General features: G+C 32.3%; 12 protein-coding genes. 1 reads left to right on the top strand and 11 read right to left on the bottom strand.

The window, feature by feature from the left end:
* Window positions 1–197: 197 nt before the first annotated feature.
* The 7 genes from DHMRE_RS00435 to DHMRE_RS00465 form a co-directional block, all read right to left on the bottom strand.
* Window positions 198–2102, bottom strand: coding sequence for a polyribonucleotide nucleotidyltransferase (locus tag DHMRE_RS00435; protein WP_322632434.1), 1905 nt, complete (start codon window positions 2100–2102; stop codon window positions 198–200).
* 77 nt (window positions 2103–2179) lie between these two features.
* The gene (locus DHMRE_RS00440) at window positions 2180–2617 is read right to left on the bottom strand and encodes a type II toxin-antitoxin system PemK/MazF family toxin (protein ID WP_322632435.1); all 438 of its coding nucleotides are present in this window, start codon (window positions 2615–2617) and stop codon (window positions 2180–2182) included.
* Window positions 2580–2786, bottom strand: coding sequence for a hypothetical protein (locus tag DHMRE_RS00445; protein ID WP_322632436.1), 207 nt, complete (start codon window positions 2784–2786; stop codon window positions 2580–2582). Before DHMRE_RS00445 ends, DHMRE_RS00440 begins: the two co-directional genes overlap by 38 nt.
* A gap of 188 nt (window positions 2787–2974) precedes the next feature.
* Window positions 2975–4714 carry a hypothetical protein gene (locus tag DHMRE_RS00450; protein ID WP_322632437.1) on the bottom strand — a complete coding sequence of 580 codons (1740 nt, stop codon included), beginning with the start codon at window positions 4712–4714 and terminating at the stop codon, window positions 2975–2977.
* A 59-nt stretch (window positions 4715–4773) separates the two neighbouring features.
* The gene (locus tag DHMRE_RS00455) at window positions 4774–4941 is read right to left on the bottom strand and encodes a hypothetical protein (RefSeq protein ID WP_322632438.1); all 168 of its coding nucleotides are present in this window, start codon (window positions 4939–4941) and stop codon (window positions 4774–4776) included.
* Window position 4942: 1 nt separating this feature from the next.
* Complete coding sequence (locus DHMRE_RS00460; protein ID WP_322632439.1) at window positions 4943–8038, bottom strand: protein kinase; 3096 nt, start codon at window positions 8036–8038, stop codon at window positions 4943–4945.
* A gap of 6 nt (window positions 8039–8044) precedes the next feature.
* The gene (locus DHMRE_RS00465) at window positions 8045–8884 is read right to left on the bottom strand and encodes a GTPase (protein ID WP_322632440.1); all 840 of its coding nucleotides are present in this window, start codon (window positions 8882–8884) and stop codon (window positions 8045–8047) included.
* A 522-nt stretch (window positions 8885–9406) separates the two neighbouring features.
* Between DHMRE_RS00465 and DHMRE_RS00470 the strand changes: the two genes are divergently transcribed.
* Window positions 9407–10156: a hypothetical protein gene (locus DHMRE_RS00470; RefSeq protein WP_322632441.1), complete on the top strand. Its 750-nt coding sequence runs from the start codon at window positions 9407–9409 to the stop codon at window positions 10154–10156.
* Between the two features lie 191 nt (window positions 10157–10347).
* On the opposite strand, the gene DHMRE_RS00475 is transcribed toward DHMRE_RS00470, so the two are convergent.
* The 4 genes from DHMRE_RS00475 to DHMRE_RS00490 form a co-directional block, all read right to left on the bottom strand.
* Window positions 10348–10536 (bottom strand): hypothetical protein, encoded by a 189-nt coding sequence (locus tag DHMRE_RS00475; protein ID WP_322632442.1) that lies wholly within the window; start codon window positions 10534–10536, stop codon window positions 10348–10350.
* A 305-nt stretch (window positions 10537–10841) separates the two neighbouring features.
* Complete coding sequence (locus DHMRE_RS00480; RefSeq protein ID WP_322632443.1) at window positions 10842–11663, bottom strand: DUF6940 family protein; 822 nt, start codon at window positions 11661–11663, stop codon at window positions 10842–10844.
* Between the two features lie 442 nt (window positions 11664–12105).
* Window positions 12106–12579 carry a hypothetical protein gene (locus tag DHMRE_RS00485; RefSeq protein WP_322632444.1) on the bottom strand — a complete coding sequence of 158 codons (474 nt, stop codon included), beginning with the start codon at window positions 12577–12579 and terminating at the stop codon, window positions 12106–12108.
* A gap of 2 nt (window positions 12580–12581) precedes the next feature.
* Window positions 12582–13049: a type II toxin-antitoxin system antitoxin SocA domain-containing protein gene (locus tag DHMRE_RS00490; protein ID WP_322632445.1), complete on the bottom strand. Its 468-nt coding sequence runs from the start codon at window positions 13047–13049 to the stop codon at window positions 12582–12584.
* Window positions 13050–13064: the final 15 nt, after the last annotated feature.

A 13064-nucleotide genomic window follows, 5' to 3' on the forward strand; every position in this document is an offset into this window, starting at 1 on the left:
TTGTTTTTAAGAGAATTAGAAACTAATTCTCTCTCTCACATGGGAGTATTTAAGAAATATCTTCTTTTTTGTGGTTTTCATATTATTGAATATTTATTATATATTATTTTACATTAGTAGGTTCTACATCACACATTAATATTATAATATTTTTATGAATAGCCCGCACCTAACAAATTTATTAATTGATTCAAAAGTTAACCATTTCTAATTATTTTCTTAATTGCCTGGCAAGTTTTTTCTAACTGGTCCTCCTCCTGGTGATAGATAAGAACGCAGCCGTCCGCTTGAACCTCAATAGTTGATCCCGTTTCTTCGGTCAATTGATTAATGGTTTTGCCACGTGGTCCAATAATTAAACCAATTTTTTCTTTGGGTACTGGCAATTGGCAGCATTTAATAACTTGGGTTGGTAAATGAGGGCGGGGGTGATGAATATATTTTTTCATTTCCTCCAATAAATACATTCGGGCTTGGTGGGCCTTGGTTAAACTCGATTTTATTAATTCTTGGCTAATTCCTTGGTTTTTGACATCCAATTGAATGGAGCAAATGCCCTTTTCAGTACCGGCAATTTTGAAGTCCATTTCACCTAATTTGTCCTCCAAGCCATTAATATCGCTGTAAATCTGCCCTTCAAATAGACCCAAAGCGATGCCGGCAGCCGGTCTAATTAGCGGCACTCCAGCTGTCATCAAGGACAAAGAAGTAGCACAAATGGAGGCTTGTGAAGAGGAGCCATCTGAAGAAAGAACTTCCGAGACTGCCCGAACCGTGTAGGGGAATGAAGCGGGAGCCGGAATTAAGAAATCAAAAGTCTTTTCTACTAACTCTCCATGTCCGATTTCGCGCCGGGAAACTGCTCGATAACTAGCAATTTCATTGACGGCAAAACCCGGAAAATTATAATGGTGAATAAAATGTTTGTAAGAGCGATTGAAAATGCTATCAACCAACTGTTTTTCACTAATTTTGCCAATGGTTATTACTGAAAGTACTTTGGTTTCTCCTCGTGCGAATACCGCACTGCTGTGAACGTTAGGCAAATAATCAATTTGCATGTTTAGAGGTCGGATCTGTTCGGCATTCCGACCGTCCAATCTCACCCGTTTTTCTTGTCATAACCTCCGCATTCAATTTCGTAGATAATCGTCTCAAAATTCCTCCACCAAATCTTTCACAAACTCTTCTTCTAATTGGGGGTTTTGCACACAATACTCTTGGGTTAATTGCTGGCGAACTTCTTTCATTTTTTTTTCTTTTTCTATTCAGGAGAGATGGGGCGACAAAAGGACTTCCCCCAAGTAAAAATTTCCTTTTTCTTCTAGCCACTGCTCGTCATCTTTTTTTTCTGACTGAACCAACTTTTGCTCTTTTTTGACTCCCAGACTGTTAGCGATATGTTGAAAAAAGCCGATTAAGACTTTAATTTCTTGATGAGCGAAAGTAATGGCTTGGGTTAACTCCGTTTCGCTTATTTCCTGCGCTCCCGCCTCCAGCATTGTAATTTTTTCTTCCGAAGCACTGACAATTAATTCTAATGGAAAATTATCAAGCTTTTCCCGGCTGGGATTACTAATAAACTTTTTTTCTTCTTGCCCGACGATCACGGCCGCTAAAGGGGTGGCAAAAAAAGGCAACTCGGGACAAAGATAACTAACCAAAAAAGAATTTCAAATGCTAACTACACGGGGGTCACAGTCCGGATCAAAAGAAAGAACCGAATTGGCTATTTGAACCTCTTGCTGGCTAGGAAAAGGAAAAAAACTACGGAGCGAGCGGTCAATTAAGCGAGCAGCCGTAATGGCATCATAACTGGGTTTGCCTTCTCGCTTGCCGAAAACATTAGGAATCCGCCCCACGGCGTAAAACTTCTCCTCAAAAGTGATAGTGAGAGGAAAAAAAGAATTAACTTTCTTGGTTAATGGCTTGACCGTTAGAACAGTCAAAACGGTAGTATTACCATAACGGCAAATTATCGATTTATCGCTTTTACTTGCCAACTGGTCGATTTCAAAAATTACTTCGCGATTGCGAAAATTAAATTCAAACCGGCTTTTGGGCTTATCCGGAAAATTTTGTTTAAAAGCAATTTCACTCATATAAACATAATTTTAGTATCCCACTTGTTAGGTTTGGTTTATTTTAGTTTGTGGGGATGATAGCAATTATTTTCATACTAAAAACTATAATGCCTCTTGGTCTTACTTTCACTGGTTCGACCGAGATATTTTGCCAAATCTAAAACTATTAGCAATTTTTTATCGATATTTTCCATTTCATTTTCAGTTAAATTTCCTTGCTTAGTTCCTAATAATCTTTCTACATCCACCGCCCGCACTTGTTCGCATTTGGCTTTACCGGGTTTTCCTTGGAAAAGGGTGGGAGCCTGAAAAGAAGGTTTAAGATTGTGAACTTTACTGGAAAGGGGAACAATAACCACTACTTTATTTTGTTCGTTTTGCTTATTATTAGAAACTACCACTGCTAAACGCCTTTCACTGTCTTTATCGTTTTTCTGTTCGTGTCCTATGGCATCATCCAAATTAGCGTAATAAACTTCGCCTCTTTTAATTATTCTATTCTCCACGGGCATCTTTTCATTCGTCGGGGTCATTGGCTCAATCTTGGTAATCTTTGGCTAATTGTTTTTCTGATTCCACTTGGGTTAATTCCTTATCTTGAATTATCTCGTTATAAATAACTTGGTAATCTAACTTTTTTTCTGTTAGAAGGGATTTTATTTTTTCCGCATCGGCAGTTTTAATAATTAGTAATTCAGTCATATATTTTTAATTTTAAAAGCACCTTCACTCATATAAAATCAATTTTAGCACATTAAATTGTCAAGATTGGAGACCAAAATAAGGCTGAAGAAATATTAAAGAAGTGCCAGAAATTATGTGAAAAATGCTAGGGATTAATTAATAAAAAAATTAGTGAAATCGTTAAGTTGGAAAATGTAAATTATCTTCTATTTTTCCCTTCCTCGTGTGGGACCAAGCAATTTTCTTTTCTTCAATTTAATGCTTAAAAAAGTAGTTGCTAGGAGACTACTAACAAATAGTATTGCTAAAACGATGTTTAATTGGTCCGCATTATTTTTTTGTTTTCTTATTTGGCCCATCTCTTCTTTAATGACTTGTTGGTGAAAATTGGCTAATTCTTGCGAAGAAACAATTTGGTCTAGTTGACTTTGATAAACTGAATTGCTAATACCCAGGCTCTTGAAGTGTTTTTTAATTTGTTCCTTAGTGATTGGTGAATAGTTTTCCTTATTTTGTTCTCTCAATTTTTTAATTTCTTTCTCCTGCTCGGTTATTTTCTGACGGAGATCAACCAGAGTGGTTTCTTGGTTAGTATCTGGCTTATTAGTAATTAATTTTTTAATTTTGTCTAATACTTGCTCCAAACTGGCTTCTTGGTTAAGATCTAGTCTTAATTCCCTAATAATTTGGGCGATTATTTGGTTCAATTCGATTTTTAATTGGTCTCGTTCTTGTTTGATTTCGGAATAATCCTTTTGCTTTTCTAACTGATTCTTATAATTGTTGGCTTCAGTTTGGACTTGAATTAGTTGAGCAGACAATTCGTCTCTCTCTCTCTCTCTCTCTTGCTTATACTCAGCCAGAGTTTTGCCCTCTAACTCAGTAGATAAATTATCTAAACTAACTCCTAAATCTTGTTCGGCCTGCTGGATTTTATTTTGGAGAATTTGGGTTTGATTTTGTTGGTTAATTAAATCATTTTTTAATTCTAGAGCCCGGTTTTTAAGAGCCGTAGCGGCTTTTTTAGCTTGGGTTTTTTCTTTAACCAAATCGATTGCCGTGTTGTGATAATTGGTTTGGGCGGTTTGATGGTTGGACTTTTCTTTAGTATATTTTTCGGTTTCAGCAAATAATTCTTGTTGCAAATCTCATAATTTTTTAACCATTTTGACATTTTTATCGCTCTTAACTTTTATCCTATCATCAGTTTTTTGTGCTTCTTTTTGCAAAAGATAACACAAGACTCTGTTTTTAAGTTTTTCTTGATGCAGTTTGACCTTGACCCAAACTAATTCTGTTTTTAGTTCTTTATTTTGTTTTCCAGCCCTTTCCAGTTTTTCAAGATAGTCCTTAGTTTCTTTACTTTTAATTATCCCGCTGGTTTGTTCATCAATTAATTTTTTAAGATTTTTTATTAATTGTTCTCTTTCTTTTTTTGCCCCCATAATTCTAGTATGAAGGCTTTGATAATTGATAACTCTTAATACATCTTCAGAATATATTGTCTCAATTAATTCCTGAACTAATACCGGAATATTCCTTTGCCGGTAAAGTTGAACTCTATTTAATGGACTTATGTATAGGACATCTCGCAATCCATCGACGCCATTTTCTTTAACTTCATCTATGACTGCATTGTGCTCTTCTACTTTCTCTTGAAAGTCTAATAAATTTTTTCGATACTTAGTAATAGATTGTCTAAAGACTCTTCTCGCTTTGGGGGAAGAACGAGCAGCATTATCGAGTTTAAAAAACTCTTCTATGTCCTTAATTAACTTGTCTTTTCTGGTCGTTAATGACCTCAATACGAGGGAATAATCTGGCTTAAAAAATTTTTTAAAAATGCTACCATTGATTACGGGAAAAGGTTCAAACCCTTCTTCCCCTAACGTTTTTAACCTGGCTAGTTCTTCATTGAACTTTTTTTCTGTAGGATTTTGAATCATATCGCATAATTTCTTTCTTTATTAATTTTCTGTTCTAATTTAGGGGTAATTAATTACTCTTAGAGTTGAGAAATTTTTTGTTCGGTTTGGCTCTTGGTTTCGGTTTTAGTTTCTTTTTTAGGCCAAAGCCAGTAGACCATCCCTCCGATGGCTACTGTGGCTATTAGGGCGATAATTAGATAGATTGTTTTTTTTTTTTTTTTTTTGTTAAATTGTTCATAGGGCATGTTATTTAGGTTCTTGTAATTGTTGGACTTGGAGTTGATCGTCTAGTGACAATTTTATTTTAGTGCTAGCAAGCGATAAGTTTTCTGCTTGCACTTTTTCTGACTTCTGTTCTAAATCAACTAACTCTTCACAATAACGAATAATCGCTTCAATATTTTCCCTTGAAAAACATTTTTCTTTTAGTTGTTTTTTTAGTTTTTTGACTTCACTTTTTGTTTGGTTGTCTGCTTCGTTTTTGAGTATTTTTTTATTAACCTGAATAAACTTTTCTATCAACTCGGGTTCATCGTAGGTTTCTTTAAGAATTTTTAATTCTTCTTCAACTCCTTTAATTTGCAATTCTAATAAAGTAGAATCTTGCCATACTTGAGAGAAATTGTTTTGGGGTTCGGAGAGATTTTTGAAATCTAACAAGCGGCTAGTATAAATGGCTTGGGTGTGAGTTTTGTATTCAGGATTGGCTGTCAGCAATGATTTATTATGTTCTTCAGACTCTCGAACTTGCCAATAAAATTCTGAACTTTTGTCCTCCATTTCATTGTATCAATCACTTAAAGTCCTTTCTAATTCACTGGCTATTGGCCTTTTAGCAGGATTAGCATCTCAGCAATGTTTAATTAAATCTTCTAATAACTGTGGTATTTTAATCTTAAACTGAGGTCGTAGCCCTCGGCAGATTTCCAGACTTAACCTCGTCATACTACGAGTTAGTAAATTACTGTCATAAGGAGGCTTACCAGTAAACAATTCATAACCTACCATCCCAAAAGAATAAATATCAGCAGCCTTTGTATACTGTTTCTCCATTAAAACCTCAGGTGCTACATAGGGTAGAACTCCATAAAGTTTGTCATCTCCTCTTTCATCTACTGACCTACTCAACCCGAAATCAATAATATAACACTCTAAATCATCAACTAATATATTACCCGGATGAAAATCATGATGAACCAATCCTTTTCCATGAATAGCCTCTAATCCAAATGCGATAGTGTATAGTTGATACAGTTTATCTTCAAACTCTAATCTATTTTCACTTAAATATTTTCGTAAATTACCGTCAGGAATATAATCAATAACCATGGAATAATTCTTGGTTTTGGAATCTTGGGAAATACCATAACAGTTTATAATACTATTATCACTACTAAATAATTTATGATAAGAAATTTCTTGTAAAAATTTATTTCCAAAATCGTTCAAAGTTTTTAAAGCCACTGCTTTATTTTTCTCTCTTTCTCAACTGTCCGATTCTATATTTCAACTTTTAATTGGGCCGTCTGCTCACACGGCTTTATACACTTTACCAAATCCTCCTTCGGCTAAGTACTCAATATTAAAAAATTTTTCGTAATATATTCATTCTAATATTTCTTGAAAGTTATTTGCCTTTAATTGAAGTTCTTGAATAAATTTATCAATAACATAACTACCGCTAGTTCAGTTTTTGAAATTTTGTTTTAAAATTTCTTTTAATGATTCTCAACTTTGTAAATTTTGGCTTTCTTGATTTTTGTCTTTTTGATCATCCAAAAGTTTTAATCTTTCATTATCTTTTTTCAACTGATTGCGATATTCATCTATTCACCTTTTAATTTCATCATCGTCCGGCACTTTTTTCTCTGTCAACTTTCTATTATTCATTAGCCAAAAACAAAAAGGCAAGCAGTTTTCGGTGTCTAAATTATTCTCTAACCTATCAATGAGTTCTCAAGTTTGTAGATAGTCAAGATTTTTAATTAATCACCTTTCGACCTTTTCTTCCTTAATTTTAGTAATTTCTTTACTATTATTGCTGTTGATATTACTAATAAAAATATGCCCTCCTTCGATTTTTTCAATATCTTTATAATTCTCAAGAATATAGTCAAATATTTTTTTGCGAATAATTTGTACTTTTTCTTGAATTTCCTTTCTTAATTTTTCTCTTTCTTTTTCTAACTCTCTAATTTCTTTTTGCTCAATCTGACTTAGTCCTAATGGGTTATCATTTTTTTGCTCTTTTTCTTTTCCCCTAGTGGCCGACTCATTAACGCTTTCTATAGAATCATTGCTTTTACTAACTTTATTGGTCTTAGATTCATGATTGCCTCTTTCACTAGTTTTCAACTTTCTAATTATTTTTTTTCTTTTAGTTTTTAAGTCTGTTGTTCTTTCTTCCAGAGCCTCTTCTAGTCTCTTTTTTTCTTTCATATCGTCAAAAATCTTGTCACTTAAATTTTGTAATTTCGGAGGTTTGTAAATATCCAGACATTCTTTAGTTAAATGATTCAGTAATTTTTCTCTTGATTTTTGTCTTTTTTTATCATTATCATTATCAACATGAACAATCTTCCCATGACAAGATTTAATTATCTCAGACAATCTTCCGTCTTCCTTTTCCATTTCAACTATATCTTTATTGCATTTTTCTGAGTTCCTAAAATTTACGAATTTAGTGCGAATTACGGTGGTGTAGTTAGTAATTTCTTCGCTAAAAATAACCACCCTTAGTAAATCATAAGTGGCCATTTCATACTCATTAAAACGACCGCTAACCACAAATAAGACTTGATTTACTCCATTTCTAACTAGATAAACTGCTTCGGCAACTATGTCTAATATTTTTTCAGTGGGCAATTCTTCTCGATTGTCATCCATGCCTGGAGTGTCAATGATAAGATAATTGAGACCATTTTCTTTAAATTTTTCAGTTTGAATCTCTTTGGTCTCACTGGCACTTCTATCACTTTCTTTAAAAATTAATTTTCCGTCTTCTTTTTTTCTTCCAATAAGAACATTAGCCAACGTTGATTTTCCTTTGCCTGTGTTGCCAATAAGAAGAATAGCATTCATTCTTTCTTCTACTAATTCTGCCCTTTTTCTATATTCGCTATTATTGAATTCTTCTCTCAATAAATCGACTAAATTATTATTTTTTACCCATTCGGTATCTATTTGTTTAATATCTCTTAATCAGCAAGCATAATCAATATCTGTGGGATTTAAGCCTAAGTTTATTCATTCTTCTGTCTTTTCATATTCAAAATCTTTGTTTTCTCATTTTTTCTGTAATTCAGAAGTAAAATCTTGATGAATATCTTTTCAGTTTACCATATTTTTTTAGTTCTGTTTTTGTGTATTTTGCTCTATAAAGGCACTAATTTCTTCGATTATTTCTTTTTCTTCCGTATGATTTGCTATTATATCATATATCTTACATACTTTGCTTTGCTCTCTCAAATTATAAGTGCCCGAACAATGCTCATCACCCAGGTGTTTTAATAATTTTTCTCTTGATGCTCCTCTTTTGCTTCCATTTTCGTTTATTTTGTTTTCTCTTTCTATTTTATCTTCGTCATCTTCATCATCAGCGGGGGCAATATCCAAAGTTGGATTGTCAACATGTAAAATTTTTAAAGTTAAATTATCAGCAAGCAAAATATCGTTGCAGGATTCAATTATCTCCTCAATTTCTTTATTTGTTTCAAGCAATGCTTGCTGGTCCTCTTTGCATTTTTGTGAATCTTCAAACTTTTTGAAATTAGTGCGGACTAAAGTAGTAAATTTAGTAATTCCACTTTCAAGAATAAGTCCTTTAAACAAGTTAAAATTACCTACGTCTGCTTTAGAAAATTTCTCACTAAAAACAAAAAAAACTTGGTTAATTCCTTGTTTTAATTCTTCTCTGATAAAATAAATAGCCTTTGCTACTTCGTACAAGATAACTTCTTTAGAAAGTTCACTTCTATTATCTCCAAACCCAACATTGTCAATTACATAGTAGTTTGCTCCTTCTTCTAATTGAAAAGGGTTTTGAAAAGGATTGCTACTTTTTTGAAATTCTCTAGTTACACTAACTCCAGATTCTTTTTCTTTAAAATCATTAGTACCAGTTAAAACATTTGCTAGAGCAGACTTACCGCTACCAGTTATTCCTACTATTAATATATTTCTTACCATATTTTTACTTACTTTCTTTATTAGTTATGATATTTAGTTATAATAAGTTCATCCCCTAAATTTTTTTTATTAAACTTTCTTAAGATAAAATACAACTCTATTTTACCCAGTAAATCAAAGTAAATTATCCTGAATCCACTGAGCCTAAAAAAGCCAAAATATTCCCTCCACTAATATTAAAAATAAGTAATTTTTTTAAGGCAAAATATCCCCCTTTTGAATTATTTGTGCGAGAATTAGAGACTAATTTTACTCTCTCTACTCTCTTTACTGTTAGGGAGGAATATCGCCATGTCATAATATATAATAATTTTATATTTATAAAGGCTAAATTATTAGCCCAAATCCAAGAATTACTATTTCAGTAAAACATCAAATATATAAAATTAGAATATAGGTTTAAAGGAAAAATCAATCCTTGGGCTAGGATACTTAAAGTTTAGGGATTAATGAAGCCTAAAAAAAACTTCTGTTTACTTTATTTGAGTACTTATAAATAAAAAATTTAAAAAATTGTGCAAAATGAGAATAAAAGAAATTACTAATCTTCGCTTCCTCATTGAGAAGTTTTATCAGGAAAAGGGAAGAAAGCCTAAGATTATATGTGATTGAGATGATGTAATTCAGGTTCATCTTCCTCTTTTAACTTGAGAGCTCAAAGAAGAAAAAATCCCCTTCCAAGATTTTTATAAAAATTTCTGACAAAAAGAATTCGTAACCTCAAAACAGTTTAAAGTAAATTGTGGCATTAATAAAGAAGGAGAGAAGAAAAGTAAATATGAAGAGTTAATAAAGAGATCTGATTTTTATAAGGACGCTTCTTTTCTTTCACCAGCCAAAGAGTTATTAACTTCTTTACAAGCAGAAACGATCGAGAGTCTTATCTTCCTCACTGCCTGCGATAAAAGTAGTTTTTCGGACAGCGATCCGCGAAAGATAGAAATATTCAAAAAAACTTTTGGTAATTTTTCCTCTACCCAGTTAAATTTTATCCCTTTCACTATTGGTTCAATTCCCCCCAAATGGCAATGAATAAAAGAAAATTGTCCCGACTTTGATATTTTTATTGATGATAATCCTCATATAGTTTCTAGGACGATGGAAACTTTTCCACTCAATAAAATCTACGCTTTACCTGATTACAATTACAATAAAGTGGTAGAGGATAATGTTTGCTTGCTAACTGCTGAAATTGCATCCTTGACGGAAGAAAGTTTTAGATTAACAACTCAAATTGAAAAAAATGAGAGTTGTTTTTACCAAGAAAATTAGTTGGTTGTTTCTAAATAAGCTCTCACTACCTCAAAATTATTTATTTTTTTTCTTCTAAAATAAAATTTCTATAAAGTTTTTAGTTATACAATCAACTCTAATTTTTTATTACGTTACATGATTTCTTAAACAATCTTAACTCACCAAAAGCAATTTAGTATAAATTAGCATTCTTTCATATCCTTCCTGATTTAAAGAATGGAGATATTTTTCATTCTTTGTGGCAAAACTGGCTGCTTAATTAACTTTTCTAGTTTATGGCGAAATTCTACTTTTTGTTCTTGGTCTAAACGATTATAAAAAGATACTAGTTCAGCGTAATTTTGGGCGTGATTAATCCCTGTATTCAAGTTTTTTTCTGGTGTTGCTAGTCTTGGCATAATTTACTTTAATTTTTTTAATACTTCGTATAAGATAGTATAATTCTCTTTCAATCGATAGCCTGCTTTCAGTAATAATTTTGTAAATATTTAGTAATTGACTTATGAGGGTCATAATGACCCCAATAAATATCTCAATTAAAAATAACGGCATGAGCCGTCTCATGGGATACTGATTTCACTAAATCTAAGCATATTTTATTTTATCTTAACCATTACGGCAAATTAGAAAAAGGCGACTTTTATATATTGGTGTTTGTTCTCTAATTTAATCATCTATATAATATTTTTTTATATTATAATTTTTACCCTCATTTTTCATATTCCTTGTAATGATAATATCTCGGTCTTTCACAAATCCGCACATGTAAATAAGGAACTCCTAATCCGTGGGTACTCAACCAGCGAGGACGGTCACTTTTTGACAATTCCTCGGACAATTTTTCGGCTACTTCTTGTCAAAGTGCTTGTTGCTGTTCCTCGGGGCCATTTTTGGTGAACTGGCTAATATTTTTGAAATCAAGCTCTGGTCCTGGTTTAGGAATAGGAATAATTAAAATGTTATCACCGCTTAGACCAGGAAAACTACAAGCCTGTTTTTGGGAATTATTAGAAATATGATTTCCGAAAGACGTCCAGTTCTGCTTAACATTATTTAAATTATCGCTCCTTATCACCACAAATTCAAAAGGCTTATCAAGAGTTTTTTTCGATACCGGCGGGCATTCTCAAAAATAGGCGGGAAATTTATCATTAGCATCTTTTAAGGCTCCTTGAAATATTGGGAAAAATCCTCTGCTTTTGAGTCTTAAAAGACTGATAACGCTTTTTCAACTTAGTTTTTCTCCGCTCGCGTTATTAATGACAAAATGATATTTAAATGTATTGTCATTTATTTTGGTAGCCACATACTCTACCGGTTTATTTTGGTTGGGGTCAGAATTATCGGGTGCTGGCGGATTATTGTTGTCAGGTGTATCATTCGGAGGTGGATTTGGGGCATTTTCTAATTTCTCCTTAATTTTTTTAATTTCCTGCTCTAATTTTTGGATTGTCTTTTCTCATTCTTGATTATTTTTGCTGTTAATATTGCTTAGTTCATTTTCTACTTCCGTTATTTGAGTCAAAAATTCAGTTTTTTTGGCTTGGTTTTCCGGCTTATCAAGGTTATTTTTTATTTGGGATAATTGACTTTGTAATTGCCGAATTTTTTTCTCCTCGTTCTGCTGTTTAGTTTCGACTTTTACTTCCTTTTTGGACCAAACAAAATAAGTGACAACACCAAAAACGGCTACTAATATTAATCCACTAATTATTAAAATCGTTTTTTTTTTTTTTTTTTGTGAATGAAAGGTTTCTTGTGTCTACCATATTTTTAATTTTATTATTAGAGAGTTAGAAGTGAGAAAACGTAACGGTAATTCTATATTGTAATAAATAATTATAAGACTGAATTACATACTGCTAATTTAGATGGGCTATTTAGATTTTTTTTGGTGAAAATTTTTGGGAAATTTTACTGGAAGATAGAGAAAATGTTTAAACTTGCGGCTTTCTTTTGACGGTTTATTAATAATCAGGGCAATTTTCCTCCTCCATAATACAAATTAAATCCACTCGTTTAGCCTTTAATTTACCAATATTTTTATGTAAAGAATGGTTGAAGTCAATGAATAATACTGAAAATAAGTCGTTGTAGGATTTTTCTTTGGCGTGAAAATAGTGGCGTTTTAAGTCGCCAATTAGTCTGATTTCTGTATTTGGAATGGATAATTGATAAAGGTTGGCGTGGTAAACAAATGATTTAACTTGACTGGTTTTAGCATGTTTTTTAAAAAATTTCGTGATTTTTTGTTGCGTGCCAAAATCAACAAAATGACAATTGCGGCGTTGGTCAATTTCTTTAAAAGTTAAATCGTTGAATTCTCCTCAGGCAAGCATGAGCCAAGAGAAAAAAGAACGAAGATTATTTTCCCTTAATCGATTATGCAAAATGGGATCATGAATACAATCGGTGAGTAGTTTATCAAAAACAATAATCATCGTTAAATAGTTATTCGCGAAAGTTTGCCATTAGAAAACTTGATTAGGCTATCAAAAGGAATTTTAGCAATTTCTTTTTCAGATTTAAGGGGTTTGCGAGCATCTTTTCACGGCTTATTTTGGGCTTTTTCAAAAATGATGTATCGCTCCTTATTCCGGTATTTTTTAAATATTTTTTCAGCGTAGTTAAGAACTAATTTATTTTTTATGTCTTCCACCTTGACAAAAAGTTTATCAAGTTTATCCAAATTTTCGAACATCCTATCAATTACTAATTCTATTACTGGTCCATTTGGTCAAGCTTTTCATTCTTCTTCGAAGAGCAAATAACCATCTTTTAAGGCTTCCAAGTAAGCAAAATAAATTAGTTGCTGAATAATGGGTGAAGTTTCAATACCTTTTTGATAAAAATACTTTGCTACTGACAAAGGATTTAAATTTAATTGTTTTAGTTTGGTTGTTCGGCTCATATAATATTATAATTT

Source organism: endosymbiont DhMRE of Dentiscutata heterogama, from assembly GCF_002888635.2.
In the GTDB taxonomy this organism is placed as follows: Bacteria; Bacillota_I; Bacilli_A; order Mycoplasmatales; family CGIF01; genus CGIF01.